Source organism: Streptomyces sp. JNUCC 63 (assembly GCF_054366325.1).
In genome coordinates, this window is sequence record NZ_CM135963.1 from 1,701,570 (window position 1) to 1,718,728 (window position 17,159).

A 17,159-nucleotide genomic window follows, 5' to 3' on the forward strand; every position below is an offset into this window, starting at 1 on the left:
GCCCCCTTTCGAAGAGGCCCCCATGCGACTGTTGCCACACCGGATCGACACCACGCGCGGCCTGCTGGGCGCGCTGCTCGCGGTTCTCGCCCTGATCGCCGCTGCCCTGGCGGCCGCCCCGGCGGCGCGGGCCGACACACAGATATGCGAAACCTTCGGGTCGACCACGATCCAGGGCCGCTACGTCGTCCAGAACAACCGCTGGGGCACCGACGCCGCCCAGTGCATCACCGTCACGGACTCCGGCTTCCGGATCAGCCGGGCCGACGGCTCGGTGCCCACCAACGGCGCCCCGAAGTCGTACCCGTCCGTCTACAACGGCTGCCACTACACCAACTGCTCGCCGGGTACGGCGCTTCCGGCCCGGCTCGACACCATCGCCGGTGCCCCCACCAGCATCTCGTACAGCTATGTCTCCGACGCGGTCTACGACGCCGCCTACGACATCTGGCTGGACCCCACGCCCCGCACCGACGGCGTGAACCGGACCGAGATCATGATCTGGTTCAACAAGGTCGGGCCGGTCCAGCCGGTGGGCTCGCAGACCGGTACGGCCACGGTCGCCGGCCGCACCTGGCAGGTGTGGTCCGGCAACAACGGCGGCAACGACGTGCTGTCCTTCGTCGCCCCGTCGGCGATCGGCAGCTGGAGCTTCGACGTGATGGACTTCGTCAAGCAGGCGGTCTCCCGCCAACTGGCTGCCAACAACTGGTACCTGACGAGCATCCAGGCAGGATTCGAGCCCTGGCAGAACGGTACGGGGCTCGCCGTGACGTCGTTCTCCTCGGAGATCCGCACGGGCGGCAGCGGCGGCGACAACGGGGGCGGCACCCCCGGCGGTCAGACCGCCTGCGCGGTGACGTACGCCACGAACGTCTGGTCCGGCGGATTCACCGCCGACGTCGCCATCCGCAACACCGGTTCGGCGCCGGTGGACGGCTGGAAGCTCGCCTTCACCCTGCCCTCCGGGCAGCGCGTCACCAACGCGTGGAACGCCACGGTGTCCCCGTCCTCGGGCGCCGTCACCGCGAGCGCTCTGACGCACAACACGCGGATAGCGCCGGGCGGCAGCCAGACGTTCGGCTTCCAGGGCAGCTACGGCGGCACGTTCGCCGCACCGAGCGCCTTCACCCTCAACGGCACCGCCTGCACCACCGCCTGAGACGCACCCGCGCCGCACCGGTGACGCGCCGCCCACGACCGGGCGGCAGGCGCGGGAGGAAGAGGAAACGGAAGCAATCCCTCACAGCAGGAAGGAAGGACCGAACGTGGCTCGACGCAGCAGACTCCTTTCGGTGGCGGCGGCCTTCGCCACCCTCCTCGCGGCACTGGGCCTGACCCTCCTAGGTCAGGGCCGCGCCGAGGCGCACGGCGTGGCGATGATGCCCGGTTCGCGCACCTACCTGTGCTACCTGGACGCCCGTACCGCCACCGGCAGCCTCGACCCGACGAACCCCGCCTGCCGGGACGCCCTGAACAAGAGCGGTGCCACGGCCCTGTACAACTGGTTCGCCGTGCTCGACTCCAACGCCGGCGGCCGGGGATCGGGTTACGTGCCGGACGGCACCCTGTGCAGTGCGGGCAACCGCTCGCCGTACGACTTCGCCGCCTACAACGCCGCCCGCAGCGACTGGCCCCGGACCCATCTGACCTCGGGGGCCACGATGCAGGTCCAGTACAGCAACTGGGCCGCGCATCCGGGCGACTTCCGCGTCTACCTGACCAAGCCCGGCTGGTCGCCCACGTCCCAGCTGCGCTGGGCCGACCTGGACCTGATCCAGACGGTCGCCAACCCGCCCCAGACGGGTTCACCGGGCACCGACGGCGGTCACTACCACTGGGACCTGAAGCTGCCCTCCGGCCGCTCGGGCGACGCGCTGGTCTTCATCCAGTGGGTCCGGTCCGACAGCCAGGAGAACTTCTTCTCCTGCTCGGACATCGTCTTCGACGGCGGCCACGGCGAGGTGACCGGCATCCGGAACTCCGGCTCGCCGACCCCGACTCCCACGCCCACTCCGACCCCGACTCCGACGGACCCGCACACCGGCTCCTGCATGGCCGTGTACACCGTGCAGAGCTCGTGGGGCGGTGGGTTCCAGGGTTCCGTGGAAGTGATGAACCACGGCACGGCACCGCTGAACGGCTGGACGGTGACGTGGAAACCCGGCGCCGGGACCAAGATCAGCAACGCCTGGAACGGCTCCCTGACCACGGGCACCGACGGCACGGTCACAGTCAGGAACGCCGACTACAACCGAGTCGTTCCCCCCGACGGCAGTGTCACCTTCGGATTCACCGCCACCTCCACGGGCAACGACTATCCGGTCGGTTCGATCACCTGCGGCGCCTCCTGACGCCCACGGCGTCCGTCACCCACCGGGCGCGCCGGCACCCCGCCGGCGCGCCCGGTCATCAGTGTGCTCGGCGTGGAAGGACGGACCGGCCGAGCGCCTGCACCTGCTCGTACGAGGGGGCGGCGCCCTGCGGAGCACGCCCGGCCGCGACGGCGGCCATCGCCTCCACGGCCGCGCCCAGCGCCCGCCGGTACAGCAGCGAGCCGAGGCTGATCCGGCGTACGCCGAGGTCGGCGAGGTGGGGGACGGCGGGGCCGGCTGGGGAGTAGAGGATGTTGAGGGGCGCGTCAAGGTGCTTCACGAGGGCGGCGATCGCCCGGGGTTCGGTCAGCCCGGGGACGAACACGCCGTCGGCTCCCGCCTGTTGGTAGAGGTCGAGGCGGCGCAGCGTCTCCGTCTCGTCGCCCTCCCCGTCGCCCAGCCAGTACGTGTCCGTGCGCGCGTTGACGAACAGGCCGGGTGCGGCGGACTTGACGGCGGCGATCTTCGCGGCGTGCCGGTCGGCCGGCCCGAGTCCGTCCTCCAGGTTGATGCCGGACGCTCCCGCCGCCCACAACTTCCTTGCAAACTCGGCCACTTCGTCCGAGTCGTCGCTGAACCCGCCCTCCGCGTCGACGGAGAGCAGGAAGGGCTGCGAGCCCAGGGCGAGTGCGAGCCGGAGGGTGTCGTCCCGGGTCGCGGCGGCGCCGTCGGGCAGTCCGGCGGAGGCGGCGACGCCGAGGCTGGTGGTGCCGACGGCAGGGAAGCCGAGGGCGGCGAGGGACAGGGCGGAGGCGTGGTCCCAGGCGTTCGGCAGCAGCAGGGGCCGTTCGGCGTGGTGGAGTTCGGCGAAGGCGGTCATGAGAGGTCACCCACGGCATCGGCGTAGTACGTGGATTCGGCGAGGTGGCGGGCGAGTTCCCGGAAGCTCCCCCCTCGCCCGGCGAGTGGTCGAACTGTTCGTCGGTGAGCGCGTCCAGGCGGTTGGCCCAGATGCGGGCCGGCCGGGTCAGGCGGCTGCGGGCCTCGTCGAGGTCCTCGGCGGTGAAGGACGCGCGGTCGGCCTCGGTCGTGATCGCGGAGGCGTGCCAGTGGTCGGGCCGGGGCTCCTCGCCCGCCAGCCGCGCCTCCAGCTCGGCCAGGTGGTCGATCATGTGGTCGGCGACGCGGCGGATCGCCTTGTGCGGGGTGTACACACGGTCGTCGACGTGGGCCGGCGTGCCGTCCCAGGCGGTCCAGGTGGCGGCCAGTTCGAGCACGTGGTCGACCATGGAGGGACGGCTGCGGCGGGGGTTTCGTAAGCGGTCTCGCCCATACGGCCCACGCTAGGGGCGAGTTGCTTCGGTGCCGGCCGAACTGTCCTGCTCAGCCCGTCCGCTCACGCACGCTGCGCTCCACGCAGAACTCGTTGCCCTCCGGGTCGGCGAGCACCGCCCAGCCCGTGCCGTCCGGGTTGCGGTGGTCGGCGACCAGCGTGGCGCCGAGGGCGAGCAGCCGCTCGACCTCCTCGTCGCGGGTGCGGTCCTGGGGCTGGAGGTCGAGGTGCACGCGGTTCTTGACGGTCTTGGCCTCGGTCACGGTGACGAAGAGGAGGCCGGCGCCCTCGATGAGCGCCTCCTCGTCCCCCGGCTTGTCGTCCTCGTGTATGGGAAGGTCCAGGACCTGGGACCAGAAGGTGCCCAGAGCGTAGGCGTCGGCGCAGTCGATCGTCACGTGGCGGATGGCAGAGGTCATGGGAGGATTCTGTCAGGACCGTCCGAGGCGGCATACCGAATAAGAGGGCGGCAGCACCCATGAGCGGAGCCATCTCCCCCACCCTCGCCGCAGGGACCGTCGTGCTCGACGGCGGCCTGTCCAACCAGCTCGAGTCGGCCGGGTACGACCTGGGTGACGAGCTGTGGTCGGCGCGGCTGCTGGCCGAGCGGCCGGAGGCGATCACCGAGGCCCATCTGGCGTACTTCGAGGCGGGGGCGAGCGTGGCGATCACCGCGAGTTATCAGGCCACGTTCGAGGGGTTCGAGAGGCGTGGCATCGGACGCGGCCGGGCGGCCGAACTCATCGCGCTGAGCGTGGATTTGGCGCGTGAGGCGGCTCGGCGGGCGTATGCGGAGGGGGTGGCGCGGCCGCTGTGGGTGGCCGCGTCGGCGGGGCCCTACGGGGCGATGCTCGCGGACGGCTCCGAGTACCGGGGGCGCTACGGGCTCACCGTCGAGGAGCTGGAGCGGTTCCACCGGCCCCGGCTGGAGGTACTGGCCGATGCCCGGCCCGACGTGCTGGCGCTGGAGACGGTGCCCGACACCGACGAGGCGCGGGCGCTGCTGCGGGCGGTGCGCGGACTCGGGGTGCCGGCCTGGCTGTCGTACACCGTCGTCGGGGACCGGACCCGCGCCGGGCAGCCGCTGGAGGAGGCGTTCGCCCTGGCCGCCGACGCGGACGAGGTGATCGCGGTCGGCGTGAACTGCTGTGCGCCCGGCGACGCGGCCGCCGCGGTGAGGGCAGCCGCCAGGGTCACCGGCAAGCCGGTCGTGGTCTACCCCAACAGCGGTGAGTCCTGGGACGCCGGGAACCGGAAGTGGGCCGGCGGCTCCACCTTCGGCCCCGAGCAGGTCCAGGCGTGGCGCGCCTCCGGCGCCCGGCTGATCGGCGGCTGCTGCCGGGTGGGGCCGGAGGCGATCGCGCAGGTCGCCCGGGTCCTGTCGGCCCGGTAACCGTCCCGCGGCGCCCTTGTGCGTCAGCGGCCGCCCACCCCGCCCGACCGCCGTAGTCGTCGTACCACCGCGCGGAGTTCCGCCGTGCGGGCGCGGGTGCCCTCGGGTGGGGGCGGCGGCTCCGGAACAGGGGTGGTGTCGGCCGTCCAGAGGGCGAGTTCGGCGTCGCGCGGGCCGTGGGCGGTGTGCGGGGGGCCGTCACTGAAGACGCGTACCGGGTGGGTGGTGTCCCAGGGCTGCCAGCCGGGGTCGCCGTCGGTGGCGAAGCGGACCCAGGCCGCGTGCATGGCGTCGGCCAGTTCCTGCGGGGCGCCCTCCCCGGCGAGCCTGCGGGAGTCCGGGAGGTCGCCGGAGTCGAAGACGAAGCCCAGCTCCAGGGCGTGGCAGGCGCCGAGGCCGGGCAGCTGCGAGGGCCAGGCGAACTCGTAGACGTACGACGGGCCCGGGCGGGCGTCGGCCAGGTGGTGCAGTGGGCGGCGCAGCAGGTGGTCGGTGACCAGCTGGCCGACGATCTCGGCGGGACCGGCCCCGGGATGCAGGGCGCGGTAGCCGCGGACCACCTCGTGCCCGCAGTGGCAGCGGGCCATGGCCCCGGCCAGCGCGACCGGACCGAGCCGGTCGACGCGCTCCAGCAGGCCGCCGGGGACCAGCCACAGCCGGTACTCGTCGCGGGTCCAGCCCATGAGGAGGTCGGCGCCGCGCGCCGCGCCCCCCTCCACCAGCGCCTGAAGCGGGTCGCGCGGCACGAGGTCGCCGTCGACGACGATGCCGAAGGCGGGTCCGCCGAGGACCGGGCTGCCGAGCCGGCCGACCTCGGCCTGGGTGCGCAGCAGCAGGTCCCGGTCGACGGCGGCGAAGGCCTCGGCGGTGGCGGGCACCTTCAGCCGGGTCGCCATACGCCGCACCATCCGCCGTACCTTGTCTCGGTCGGACGCCTCCGGCGGACCGCTCTGCAGGACGGCCCGCCGGAACAGGCCCTGGGCCTGCGGGGCGGCGATCAGGGCGCCGATGCTGATGGCCCCGGCCGACTGGCCGGCCAGGGTGATCCGGCCGGGGTCGCCGCCGAAGGCCCCGATCGACTCGTGGACCCAGCGCAGCGCGGCGAGCTGGTCGCGCAGGCCGGGGTTGGCGAGGGCGTCCGGGAACAGTCCGTAGCCCTCCACGCCCAGCCGGTAGTTGACGGAGACGAGGACGACCCCGTCGCGGGCGAAGGTGCGCCCGTCGTACACCGGGACGGCCGAGGAGCCGCGGGTCAGCGCGCCGCCGTGCAGCCACACCATGACGGGGAGCCGGGCGCCCGGGTCCGGCTCGGGCGTCCACACGTTGAGGTTGAGACAGTCGTCGCCGGGGACGACCGGGTCGGACAGGTACTGCGCGAAGGCCTCCGAGTACGGCGGCTTCGGCGCGGTGGGGCCGAAGGAGCCCGCGTCGCGCACGCCGTCCCAGGGCCCGGGCGGGACCGGCGGCCGGAACCGCCGGGGGCCGAAGGGGGGTGCGGCGTACGGGATGCCGCGGAACACGGCCACCCCGTGCTCGTGTCTGCCGCGTACCGCCCCGTAGAGGGTCGTGACCACGGGGTCCGTCTGGTCTGCCGTCATACGCCCACCAGCCCTTCGCCGCGCTCGTCATCCGGTAATCCGGTAACACCGGAGCGCTTCATCGTCTCCCGGTATTCCGGCGCACGGCCTGCGGATACCGCTGTTCGGACGCGAGGGCGGGTACGGCAGGCCGGACGGCTACCGGTCCTCGCTCCGGCCGAACCGGAGGTAGGCGATCAGGCCGAACACGTTCCCGAAGGCGCAGATGGCCAGCCACGCCTGCGGCGAGAACTGCCGGGTGTCGGGGTGCCGTGAGATGTCGAGCATGCACCAGACGGCGGGAAGGATCGCCACCAGCGGCACGATCGCGACCCAGGGCGTGGGCGGCGGCGAGGAGAAGGAGTCGGCCGGCACGGGACGCTCTTTCGGACGGACGGTACGGACGCGGTGCTCACGTGTGGGACGGGGGCGAGCTCCGAGGCTCCACCAATCCCACTCATGGGAACATTACCAGCAACGGAACCAAACGACCATTAGTGTGGCGTCGTGACCTCCGCTGATCTCCTCCTCCACCCGGTCCGGCTGCGGATCGTGCAGGCCTTCCTCGGTGACCGGGCGCTGACCACCGGCGCGCTCGGGGAGGAACTGTCCGACGTTCCCTCCACGAGCCTGTACCGCCATGTGGCCCGTCTCGTGGACGCCGGGGTGCTGATGGTCGTGGCGGAGCGGCAGGTGCGCGGTGCCGTGGAGCGCACGTATGTACTGCGGGCGGCCGCGGCGAGGATGTCCCCGGACGAGGTCGCGCGGATGAGTCCCGAGGACCACCGCAACGCCTTCATGGCGTTCGTCGCCGGCCTCCTCGGTGACGCCGACCGCTACCTCGCGCGCGAGGACGTCGACCCGGTGCGCGACGGGGCCACCTACAACCTGGCCGGGATGTGGCTCGACGACGCCGAGTACGCCGAGATGCTGAGGGACCTGGTCCGGGTGCTCCAGCCCCGCCTGGCGGTCCCGCCCGGTCCGGGGCGCAGGCGGCGCATCCTCGCGACGGTGCTGCTGCCCGGTGAGGACAATCCCGGCGGGACCAGCGGGGACGACGGCTGACGACGAGTTCGCACGGGGACGCGCGTCACCGGTCGGCAGGCTCCGCCGCCCACTCGATCCCACCGCGCAGGTGGGCGAGGAAGTCCGGGGCCGCGTACGCCTCGGAGGCGTGGCCGAGGGCCGTGTAGAACACGCGGCCCAGCCCCTGTTCGCGGCACCACACCAGGGGGTGGTCGGCACCCATGCCGCCGCCGCGGTACGACGACTCGTCGGCGCGGGCGAGTACCCGTACCGCACCCCGCGGGTTGGTGCGGAAGTCGTACCACTCGTCGGTGAAGGCCCATACGGCGGGCAGATGCCGGGTGGCCGGATGCTCGCGGTCCTCGACCAGGACCCGGCCGGGCTGGTACTCGGGGTGCCGGGCGAACCGGGCGCCGAGCAGTTCGCCGTAGTACGGCCAGTCGTACTCGGTGCAGGCCGCCGCGTGCACACCGACGAACCCGCCGCCCCGCTCGGCGTACTCCGCGAGGCGCTCCCGTCCGGCCGGGGTGAGCACCTCGCCGCTGGTGGAGAGGAAGACGACGGCGGCGTACGGCTCCAGGGGCCGTTCGAGGGCCGCGGGGTCCTCGGTGTGCTCGGCCTCGAACCCGCCGAAGGCGCGCAGGGCGGCCACGGCGTCCGGGATGGAGTCGTGGCGGTAGGCGGTGGTGCGGGTGTGGACGAGGAGTCGGCGGGTCATGGCGGACGACCTTACGCGGCCGGCCCCGCGCGGGACTCCGTCGTGTTCGTGTCCGATTCCTTCAAGACCGCTCGTCGCGGCCGCGCCTACGGTGACCGCATGACTCCACGATTCGCCGTGATCGGTCTGGTCGTCTCCGACCTGGCCGCATCGCTTGCCTTCTACCGCCGGCTCGGGCTCGTCTTCCCCGAGGGCGCCGAGCAGCAGCCGCACGTCGAGGCCGAGCTGCCCGGCGGGCTGACACTCGCCCTGGACACCGAGGAGACCATCCGGTCCTTCCACCCCGGCCGGCGGCCACCGGGCGGGGGCGGCCGGGCCTCGCTCGCCTTCCGCTGCGAGACACCCGCCGGCGTCGACGCCATGTACGAGGACCTGGTCGGCGCCGGGTACCACGGGGAGCTCAAACCGTGGGACGCCTTCTGGGGCCAGCGGTACGCCGTCGTGCACGACCCGGACGGCAACGGCGTCGACCTGTTCGCACCGCTACCCGAGGGCGAGTAGACCGCTCAGCGGCATCCCGGCCAGCTCCCGCACGTCGCGGGCCAGGTGCGCCTGGTCGGCGAAGCCCGCGCGGGCCGCGGTCTCGGCGAACGGCACCCCCGCCCGGGCCAGCGCGAGCGCCCGCTGCAGACGCAGCACCCGGGCCAGCGTTTTGGGGCCGTAGCCGAAGGCGGCCAGCGAGCGTCGGTGCAACCGACGGGCCCCGAGGCCGAGTTCGTCGGCGGTGGCACCCACCGGGCGGCCCGCGTCCAGGGCCGCGACGAGGTGCCGCAGCAGCGGGTCGGGCGGGCCGGTCACGGCCGCCCGCTCCAGGGCCACCTCCTCGAGTACGGCTGCCGGGTCCCGCGCCGCGTCCAGACGTCCGCGCAGCCGCCGGACCACCGCGGCCGACCACAGTTCGGCGAGGTCGACGCGCCGATCGCGCAGCTCGTGCGCGGGCACGCCGAGGTAGCCGGGCGCCGTGCCGGGGAAGAACCGCAGGCCGGCCCAGAGCGCGGGCGGACCGGAGGGGTCGTACGCGCGCGTGTCCGCGCCGGCGACGAGCAGCCGGCCCTCGCTCCACAGCAGGTCCATACAGCCGTCGGGCAGCACGGGGCGTGCCCCGGAGGCGACCGGGGTGTTGCGCCACACGACCGCGCCGGGCAGGCGGGAAGGACGTTCCACGTACCCGGACGTGCGCACGGCCGTCTCGACAGTCACGCGGGCAAGACTATGCCTCGCCGTCGCCCCCGCCGGAGCGCGCCGCCCGCGTCCGGTGCTCCTGCGGACTGATGCCGTGGAACCGTTTGAAGGCGCTGGAGAGGGCGAAGGCGCTGCCGTAGCCGACCTGGCGGGCGATGGCGGCGAGGGTGTCGTCGCTGTCGCGCAGGCGGTCGGCGGCCAGGTCGAGGCGCCGGCCGGTGAGGTACGCCATCGGCGGTTCCCCGACGACCGTGGTGAAGCGGCGGGCGAGCGCCGCCCGGGACACACCGGCCCTGGCGGCGAGCTCGGCCACGGTCCACGGGTGCGCCGGTTTGTTCTGGACCAGGCGCAGCACCGGGCCGACGACGGGGTCCGCGAGCGCCCGGTACCAGGCGGGTGCCGCCGTCTCCGGGCGGGCGAACCAGGCCCGCAGCGCGGCGATGACCAGCAGGTCGAGGAGGCGGTCGAGGACGACTTCCTGGCCCGGCTCGTCACGCACGATCTCCGTCGTCAGCAGCGGGGTGAGCGGCGAGCCGAAGTCGTCGGGGGTCATGGACAGCAGCGGCGGCAGGGCATCCAGGAGCCGGTCGCCCACCGAGCCCCGCACCGGGTAGGTCCCGATCAGCATCAACGTGCCGCCGTCCAGCCGGTCGCCCCAGCTGCGCACGCCCAGGTCCATGGAGCCGTTGAGGGACCGGCCGTCGGGGTGGCGGCACTCGCCGCCCGGCAGGATCAGCGCCTGCGGCGCGGTCGCGGGATCGTCGGCGCAGGTGTACGCGCCGGGGCCGCGCGCGACGGCGAGGTCGCCGGCGCGCAGCCGGACGCGTTCCCCCTCGTCCGGCACGATCCAGGCGTCGCCGCGCACCATCAGCATCACCGTCAGCGGGGCCCGGTCCTCGACGCGCACGCTCCACGGCGGGTCGAAACACGCGCGGATCATGAAGGCGCCCCGCGCTCGGGGGCCCTCCAGCAGCCGGGCCAGTGCGTCCATGGCAAGCAGCGTAGACGCACGCGTATGCGGGTGAGCCGCTCGGCCATGTCCCCTTTCGCCGCACGGGAGTTGACTGACCGTATGACACAGGACACACGGAACATGACGGTGGTGGTGACCGGCGCCTCGGGCCGGACCGGGAGCAGGGTGGCGCGGGCCGCGGAGGCGGCCGGGCTGCGCGTACGGCCGGTCTCTCGGGCACACGGCTTCGACTGGCGGGACCCGGACACGTGGGCGGCGGTGCTGCGGGGTGCGGACGCGGCGTACCTGGTGTACCCGCCGGACATCGGCGTCCCGGACGCGGGTCCCGCGGTCGGCCTGCTCGCCCGCGAGGCGGTGTCCCTCGGCGTACGGCGGCTGGTGCTGCTGTCGGCGCGGGGTGAGGACCAGGCCCGGCCGGCCGAGGAGGCGTTGCGGGAGTCGGGAGCCGACTGGACGGTCCTGCGGGCCGCCTGGTTCGCGCAGAACCTCAGCGAGGGGCCGCTGGGCGAGGAGCTGCGGCACACCGGCGAGCTGGTCTTCCCGGGCGGGGAGGTGCCCGAGCCGTTCGTGGATCTGGAGGACCTCGCGGACGTGGTGGTGGCCGTGCTCACGGCGGGCGACCGGTACGCCGGGCGGACGCTCGAGGTGTCCGGGCCGCGACTGCTGACGTTCGGGCAGGCGGTGGCGGAGATCGCCCGGGCGAGCGGACGGGCGCTGACCTACCGGGCGGTGCCGGTCCGCGACTACGGGGAGCGGCTGGTGGGCTTCGGTACGCCCCCCGAGGAGGCCGAGTTCCTGGTCGGCCTGTTCGGCACGCTGCTGGACGGGCGCAACGCCCATGTGTCCGACGGGGTGCGGTGCGTCCTGGGCCGCGAGCCGCGCGACTTCACCGGCTTCGCCCGCCGGCTGGCGGCCGAGGGGACGTGGAAGCGGCCGTAGCGGCGACCGCGGCCCTCCGGACCTGTCGTCAGAGGTGCCCGGTCAGGAACTGGGCGGCCAGACTGGTGACGGTCACCACCAGCCACAGGCAGCCGCCGAGGAGCAGCGGTGCGGGGCCGGTGCGGCGCAGCCGGGCGGGTTCGGTGGACAGGCCGATCGCGGACAGGGCGACGGTGATCAGGAACACGGCGAGCGTGCCGAGCGGGCCGTGCGCGCCGGACGGGACGAGACCGGCGGTGTTGGCCGAGGCCAGGACGAGGAAGCCGACCAGGAACCAGGGGACCAGCCGGCCGACGCGCACCGGGCCGGGGGTGCCGTCCGTGCCGGCCGGCGTCCGCGCGCGGCGGCGGGCGAGGGCGGCGAGGCCCAGGCAGATGGGGATGATCAGCAGGGTGCGGGCCAGCTTGACCACGACCGCGTGGTCCGCCGCCGGGCCGCCGTAGGTGGTGGCGGCGGCGACGACCGACGACATGTCGTTGACGGCGGTGCCCGCGAAGAGCCCGAAGGCGTGCTGGCTCATGCCCAGCAGGTGTCCGAGGACGGGGAAGGTCAGGACCGCGGCGATGTTGAAGACGAAGATCGTGGAGACCGCGTACGCCACCTCGGCCTCCGCGGCGCCTATGACCGGCGTGACCGCCGCGATCGCCGAGGCGCCGCAGATGCCGGTGCCGACGCCGATCAGGGTGCGCAGGTCGCCGACGATGCCCAGGCGGCGCCCGATCCAGTACGCCGCGGCCAGGCAGGCGGCGAGGGTGACGATCATCACCGGCAGCGAGCCGACGCCGACCCGCAGCACCTGGCCCAGGGACATCTGGGCACCCAGTACGACCACCGCGGCCTGAAGCACCCCGCGTCCGGCGAACGCGATCCCCGGCCGCAACCGCGCCCCGGGCCGTACGACGACCGCCACCAGCACCCCGAGCACGATCCCGGCCACCGGGCCGCCGACCAGCGGGGCCGGCCGACCCAGCGCGGTGGCGACGACGGCGATGCCGGCGGCGAGGGCCAGGCCGGGAAGACGGGCGGTGCGGGGGGCTGGACAGGAGTTCGCTTCGTTCATGATCACCACTGTGGGCGCCGACGCGGAGCCGTTGTAGCCCTTGATCGAGCAGGAGCTCATAGCGAGACCGCATGAGTGACTCATACGCTGGCGCTGTGACAGAGCCACCCGCGTCCCCGCAGCCCCGCACCGCCTCCCTCCCTCTCCGCACCCCCGACCTGGAGTCGCTGCGCCTCCTCGTCCTCGTCGCCGACCTGGGGAGCCTGGGCCGGGCGGCCGAGCGGCTGCGGATCTCGCAGCCGTCCGCCAGCCGCCGGCTGTCCACGCTGGAGCGCGGGCTGGGGCTGGTGCTCGTCGACCGCACTCGCCGCGGCTCCCGGCTCACGCTCGCCGGGCAGGTCGTCGCGGGGCACGCCCGGCGGGTCCTGGACGAGCTGGACGAGCTGCTCGCCGGTGCCGGGAAGCTGCGCGCCCGGCGGGAGGCGGAGCTGCGCGTCGCGTCGAGCCTGACCATCGCGGAGTATCTGCTGCCGGCCTGGATCAGCGAGCTGCGGAGCCGCCGGCCCGAGCTGTACATCGGGCTGCGGGTGACCAACAGCGAGCACGTGCCCGGGCTGGTCGAGTCGGGAGAGGCCGACGTCGGGTTCATCGAGGGGCCGCGCCTGGCGCGCGTGATGTCGACGCGGCAGGTGGCCGAGGACCGGCTCGTCGTCGTGGTCGACCCCGGTCACCCGTGGGCGCGCCTGCGCGAGCCGCTGTCCGCGCGGGAGCTGTCCCGTACGCCGCTGGTGCTGCGCGAGAGGGGCTCCGGCACCCGGCAGACCCTGGACCGCGCCCTGCACCTGGCCGACTGCGAGCGTGCCCGGCCGCTGGTGGAGCTGGGCTCGACGGCCGCCGTGCGCGGCGCGGTGATCGCCGGCACCGGCCCGTCCGTCCTGAGCGAGCTGGCCGTCCGCGGGGACATCGCCGAGGGCCGGCTGGTCGCCGTCGGCATCGCGGGGATCGACCTCACGCGCGAGCTGCGTGCGGTCTGGCCGACCGGGCGGCGACTGGTGGGCCCGGCGGCGGAACTGGTGGCGGTGGCCCGCAGGGCGGTGACCGGCGGGCCACCGCCACGGCGGTAGGGACCGGCCCGGGACGGTGGCGGGCAGGGCGGTCACCGACAGGCATGCGCCGGGTGGGCAGCGGGCCGACGGGCTACTTCGGGGGCGGTGGGGAGCCGTTCTCCCCGTTCTTCGGGGAGCCCTGGGCGCCGTTGGCGTGCTGGGTGTTCTTCATGTGGGACCGCAGCCGTGCGGTCACGTCCTCCGGCGGCAGGAACCGCGACCAGCGCTCGGGGAACTCCGACGGCATGTCCGGGTCGTCCGGGTCGTCCGGGTCGTCGGGGTCGTCGGGGTCGCCCTCGCGGGCCGCGGCGGCGCGGGCGACGTACTCGGCGATCTGTGCCTCGCGCACCCGCTCGTTGGCCTCGCGGGCCGCGGCCGTGGCGGCGGCCGGCCAGACCCGGTCGATGGCGGCGTTGACCGCGGCCCCGACGAGCACGGCGAACGCGGACACACCGATCCACAGCAGCACGGCGACCGGCGCGGCCAGGGAGCCGTAGATGGTCGGGCCCTCGACGGTGCTGGTGAGGTAGATGCGCAGCAGGAAGCTGCACACCACCCACATGGCCAGGGCGACCAGGGCGCCGGGTACGTCCTCGATCCACGCCGAGCGCACCGGCACCGACACGTGGTACAGCGTGGTCAGGAAGACGACGGACAGCACGATGACGACGGGCCAGTACAGGACCTGGACGACGGTCGTCGACCACGGCACGATCCGCACCACCGCGTCCGGGCCGGCCACCATCAGCGGCAGCGCCACCGAGCCGATCAGCAGGGCCACGATGAACAGCCCGAAGGCCAGCAGCCGGGTCTTGACGATGCCGCGCACGCCGTCGAGGCCGTACATCACGGTGATGGTGTCGATGAAGACGTTCACCGCGCGCGAGCCCGACCACAGGGCGATCACGAACCCGATGGAGATCACGTCGGGTCTGCCGCCTTTGGTCACGTCCTGCAGGATCGGCTGCGCGATGTCCCTCACGCCCTGGTCGGACAGGACCGTGCGGGAGGCGTCGAGGATGTTGCGCTGCACGCTGGCGATGGTGTCGGCGCCGGTCCAGGCGTCGACGTAACCGAGCAGCCCGATCAGGCTGAGCAGCAGCGGGGGCACGGACAGCAGGGAGAAGAACGCCGCCTCGGCCGCGAGTCCCAGGATCCGGTACTCCATGCACGAATTGACGGTGTCCTTCAGCAGCAGCCAGGCGATCCTGCGTTTGGATACGTTCCGGTAGGTGGCTCGTGCCCGGTGGAGGCGGCCGGACGGCCTGTCGGGGGATTCACTGGCTGACTGCACGACCTAAAGGTATCCCCGCCGGGGCCCGCCCAACTCCTCCCCCAGGGGCGGCCACCAGGCAGGACGCCCGCGTCCGGGGTACAGCCGGACGGCGGGTGCCTTCCATCTGGTGACGGAGCCATACCAGGGGTAGGTTCCGTTCCGTGACTCCGCTCCCCACCTCGAAGGAGGGGGCTTCCAACCCGAAGGCTGCGGTCCAGCCCGAACCGATCCCTGACGGGACGCCCGGAAACTACCACAACCCAGGAAGCGGTTCTCCCACCGGCTGAAGCCGGCGGTTCCCTCGCTAGGAGACAGATGGCAGCCAGCACCCACACCGTGACCAACCAGGCGCCCCCGCTGGCCGGCTACGACGTCTTCGCCGCCGACCGTGCCCTGGTCGGGGCGGTCGAGCGGCACGTCGAGGCCGGTCTGCTCGAGGAGGTCCGCGGGGAGCTGTCGGCGCTCGGGCGGTCCGCCGGCTCGGCCCAGGTGCAGGAGTGGGCCGCGCAGGCCAATGACAACCCGCCGCGGCTGCACACGCACGACCGCTACGGCCACCGCGTCGACGAGGTCGAGTTCCACCCGGCCTGGCACCGGCTGCTCGGCAAGGGCGTCTCGGCCGGGCTGACCGCGGCCTGGAACCGTCCGGCGGGGCATGTGCGGCGGGCGGCCGGGTTTCTCGTGTGGACGCAGGCCGAGGCCGGCAACGGCTGCCCGCTGTCGATGACCCACGCGGCCGTGCCCGCGCTGCGCACCGACCCGGAACTGGCGGTCGAGTGGGAGCCGCGGCTGACGTCCATGATCTACGAACGCGAACTGCGGCCCGCCCGTCTGAAGGCCGGGGCGCTGTTCGGGATGGGCATGACCGAGAAGCAGGGCGGCAGCGACGTACGGGCGAACACCACCTCGGCGCGGCCGCTCGCCGAGGACGGCGCCTACGAGCTGACCGGGCACAAGTGGTTCTGCTCGGCGCCGATGTCGGACGGGTTCCTGGTGCTGGCGCAGGCTCCGGGAGGGCTCACCTGCTTCCTGGTGCCGCGCGTGCTGGCGGACGGCACGCGGAACGTGTTCCTGATCCAGCGGCTGAAGGACAAGCTGGGCAACCGGTCGAACGCCTCCGGTGAGGTGGAGTTCGACGGGACCTGGGCGCGCCGGGTCGGCGAGGAGGGGCGCGGGGTGCGCACCATCATCGGGATGGTGGCGGCGACCCGCCTCGACTGCGTGCTCGGCTCGGCGGGGCTGATGCGGCAGGCGGTGGCGCAGGCGGTGCACCACTGCACGCACCGTTCGGCCTTCGGCGGGCCGCTGATCGACAAGCCGCTGATGCGCAATGTGCTGGCCGACCTCGCGCTGGAGTCGGAGGCGGCGACGACCCTCGGGCTGCGGCTCGCGGCCGCCTGTGACGACGGCGGCGAGCAGGAGCGGGCCTTCCTGCGCCTGGCGGTGCCGGCCGCCAAGTACTGGGTGACCAAGCGGTGCGCGCCGGTCGCGGTGGAGGCCGCCGAGTGCCTGGGCGGCAACGGGTACGTGGAGGAGTCCGGGATGCCCCGTCTGGTGCGGGAGTCGCCGCTCAACTCCATCTGGGAGGGCGCCGGGAACGTACAGGCGCTGGACGTGCTGCGCGCGCTGCGGCGGGAGCCGGGGGCGCTCGACGCGTATCTGCGGGAGGTGGGCCGGGCGCGCGGCGCCGACCACCGGCTGGACGCGGCGATCAAGAACCTGCTGACCGAACTGGCCGATCTGGAGGGCGTGGAGGCCCGGGCCCGGCGGCTGGCCGAGCGGCTGGCGCTGGTGCTCCAGGGGGCGTTGCTGGTGCGGTACGCGCCGCCGGAGGTCGCCGACGCGTTCTGCGCCTCACGACTGGGCGGTGAGTGGGGTGCGGCCTTCGGCACGCTGCCGCACACGCTGAATCTGGCGGCGGTGGTGGAGCGGGCGCGCCCGGTGCACTGACGGGGCGCGCGGACGGTGGGGTACGGCGCGGGGGTGGTGCTGCGCCGACACGGCACCACCCCCGCTGTGCCGGCCCTTCGCGGGCCGTGTGCGCCGCACTCGGCGACGCTGGACAAGTTTCAACCAGCACACGCCCGTCCACCAGGGTTGCAACGGGTTGTGTTCCGCCGGGTTGTGTGACCGCTGTCCCGAGTCGGCGGTATCCGGGCGAGTTCTGTCCCGAGGGGTGCGGGCGAGGTGGCCCGAGGCCTCCCGGTGAGGTGCCCCGAGTGGCCCCAGGGTGGCATCTTCCGCGTATTTGCCGGGTCTTCCTCCTCCAACGGCCAGGACTGCCGTAGCATCGCCTACGGGTCGCCCCACCTGCTCCTCGG

Annotated in this window: 17 protein-coding genes and 1 pseudogene; 8 read left to right on the forward strand and 10 right to left on the reverse strand. The window is 73.6% G+C overall.

Annotated elements, in window-relative coordinates:
* Positions 1-22 precede the first annotated feature (22 nt).
* Positions 23-1,162 carry a GH12 family glycosyl hydrolase domain-containing protein gene (locus ACX25U_RS07670; protein ID WP_454389895.1) on the forward strand — a complete coding sequence of 380 codons (1,140 nt, stop codon included), beginning with the start codon at positions 23-25 and terminating at the stop codon, positions 1,160-1,162.
* A 106-nt stretch (positions 1,163-1,268) separates the two neighbouring features.
* On the forward strand, positions 1,269-2,354 hold the full coding sequence (locus tag ACX25U_RS07675; RefSeq protein ID WP_454389897.1) for a lytic polysaccharide monooxygenase: 1,086 nt from the start codon (positions 1,269-1,271) through the stop codon (positions 2,352-2,354).
* A gap of 58 nt (positions 2,355-2,412) precedes the next feature.
* Here the strand turns inward: ACX25U_RS07675 and ACX25U_RS07680 are convergent, their stop codons facing one another.
* From ACX25U_RS07680 to ACX25U_RS07690, 3 genes and pseudogenes are all read right to left on the reverse strand, one after another.
* Positions 2,413-3,195: an isocitrate lyase/PEP mutase family protein gene (locus tag ACX25U_RS07680; RefSeq protein ID WP_454389899.1), complete on the reverse strand. Its 783-nt coding sequence runs from the start codon at positions 3,193-3,195 to the stop codon at positions 2,413-2,415.
* A pseudogene (locus ACX25U_RS07685) lies at positions 3,192-3,648 on the reverse strand (hypothetical protein). The gene ACX25U_RS07680 and the pseudogene ACX25U_RS07685 overlap by 4 nt, the downstream one beginning before the upstream one ends.
* 50 nt (positions 3,649-3,698) lie before the next feature.
* Positions 3,699-4,067 carry a VOC family protein gene (locus ACX25U_RS07690; RefSeq protein ID WP_454389901.1) on the reverse strand — a complete coding sequence of 123 codons (369 nt, stop codon included), beginning with the start codon at positions 4,065-4,067 and terminating at the stop codon, positions 3,699-3,701.
* Positions 4,068-4,126: 59 nt separating this feature from the next.
* Between ACX25U_RS07690 and mmuM the strand changes: the two genes are divergently transcribed.
* A complete protein-coding gene (mmuM, locus tag ACX25U_RS07695) occupies positions 4,127-5,041 on the forward strand; it encodes a homocysteine S-methyltransferase (protein ID WP_454389903.1) in 915 nt (304 codons plus the stop codon).
* A 23-nt stretch (positions 5,042-5,064) separates the two neighbouring features.
* Here the strand turns inward: mmuM and ACX25U_RS07700 are convergent, their stop codons facing one another.
* On the reverse strand, positions 5,065-6,639 hold the full coding sequence (locus ACX25U_RS07700; RefSeq protein WP_454389905.1) for a carboxylesterase/lipase family protein: 1,575 nt from the start codon (positions 6,637-6,639) through the stop codon (positions 5,065-5,067).
* Between the two features lie 138 nt (positions 6,640-6,777).
* Positions 6,778-6,993 carry a PLD nuclease N-terminal domain-containing protein gene (locus ACX25U_RS07705; RefSeq protein WP_454389907.1) on the reverse strand — a complete coding sequence of 72 codons (216 nt, stop codon included), beginning with the start codon at positions 6,991-6,993 and terminating at the stop codon, positions 6,778-6,780.
* 132 nt (positions 6,994-7,125) lie between these two features.
* Between ACX25U_RS07705 and ACX25U_RS07710 the strand changes: the two genes are divergently transcribed.
* On the forward strand, positions 7,126-7,683 hold the full coding sequence (locus ACX25U_RS07710) for a helix-turn-helix domain-containing protein (RefSeq protein WP_454389909.1): 558 nt from the start codon (positions 7,126-7,128) through the stop codon (positions 7,681-7,683).
* 25 nt (positions 7,684-7,708) lie between these two features.
* Here the strand turns inward: ACX25U_RS07710 and ACX25U_RS07715 are convergent, their stop codons facing one another.
* Positions 7,709-8,362 (reverse strand): ThuA domain-containing protein, encoded by a 654-nt coding sequence (locus ACX25U_RS07715; protein ID WP_454389911.1) that lies wholly within the window; start codon positions 8,360-8,362, stop codon positions 7,709-7,711.
* A 99-nt stretch (positions 8,363-8,461) separates the two neighbouring features.
* On the opposite strand from ACX25U_RS07715, the gene ACX25U_RS07720 reads away from it, so the two are divergent.
* Positions 8,462-8,863 carry a VOC family protein gene (locus ACX25U_RS07720; RefSeq protein ID WP_454389913.1) on the forward strand — a complete coding sequence of 134 codons (402 nt, stop codon included), beginning with the start codon at positions 8,462-8,464 and terminating at the stop codon, positions 8,861-8,863.
* Here the strand turns inward: ACX25U_RS07720 and ACX25U_RS07725 are convergent.
* Both ACX25U_RS07725 and ACX25U_RS07730 read right to left on the reverse strand, forming a co-directional pair.
* The gene (locus ACX25U_RS07725; RefSeq protein WP_454389915.1) at positions 8,846-9,562 is read right to left on the reverse strand and encodes a helix-turn-helix domain-containing protein; all 717 of its coding nucleotides are present in this window, start codon (positions 9,560-9,562) and stop codon (positions 8,846-8,848) included. The genes ACX25U_RS07720 and ACX25U_RS07725 overlap by 18 nt on opposite strands.
* A 10-nt stretch (positions 9,563-9,572) precedes the next feature.
* Complete coding sequence (locus ACX25U_RS07730) at positions 9,573-10,535, reverse strand: cupin domain-containing protein (protein WP_454389917.1); 963 nt, start codon at positions 10,533-10,535, stop codon at positions 9,573-9,575.
* An 81-nt stretch (positions 10,536-10,616) separates the two neighbouring features.
* On the opposite strand from ACX25U_RS07730, the gene ACX25U_RS07735 reads away from it, so the two are divergent.
* The gene (locus tag ACX25U_RS07735) at positions 10,617-11,456 is read left to right on the forward strand and encodes an NAD(P)H-binding protein (RefSeq protein WP_454389919.1); all 840 of its coding nucleotides are present in this window, start codon (positions 10,617-10,619) and stop codon (positions 11,454-11,456) included.
* Positions 11,457-11,484: 28 nt separating this feature from the next.
* On the opposite strand, the gene ACX25U_RS07740 is transcribed toward ACX25U_RS07735, so the two are convergent.
* Entirely contained in the window at positions 11,485-12,576 is a 1,092-nt protein-coding gene (locus ACX25U_RS07740) for a YeiH family protein (protein ID WP_454389921.1), read from the reverse strand.
* Between the two features lie 35 nt (positions 12,577-12,611).
* On the opposite strand from ACX25U_RS07740, the gene ACX25U_RS07745 reads away from it, so the two are divergent.
* Positions 12,612-13,580, forward strand: coding sequence for a LysR substrate-binding domain-containing protein (locus ACX25U_RS07745; RefSeq protein ID WP_454389923.1), 969 nt, complete (start codon positions 12,612-12,614; stop codon positions 13,578-13,580).
* 73 nt (positions 13,581-13,653) lie between these two features.
* Here ACX25U_RS07745 and ACX25U_RS07750 read toward each other — a convergent pair whose 3' ends face one another.
* A complete protein-coding gene (locus ACX25U_RS07750; protein WP_454389925.1) occupies positions 13,654-14,856 on the reverse strand; it encodes a YihY/virulence factor BrkB family protein in 1,203 nt (400 codons plus the stop codon).
* A gap of 297 nt (positions 14,857-15,153) precedes the next feature.
* On the opposite strand from ACX25U_RS07750, the gene ACX25U_RS07755 reads away from it, so the two are divergent.
* The gene (locus ACX25U_RS07755; protein WP_454389927.1) at positions 15,154-16,788 is read left to right on the forward strand and encodes an acyl-CoA dehydrogenase family protein; all 1,635 of its coding nucleotides are present in this window, start codon (positions 15,154-15,156) and stop codon (positions 16,786-16,788) included.
* The last annotated feature ends 371 nt before the right edge of the window (positions 16,789-17,159 follow it).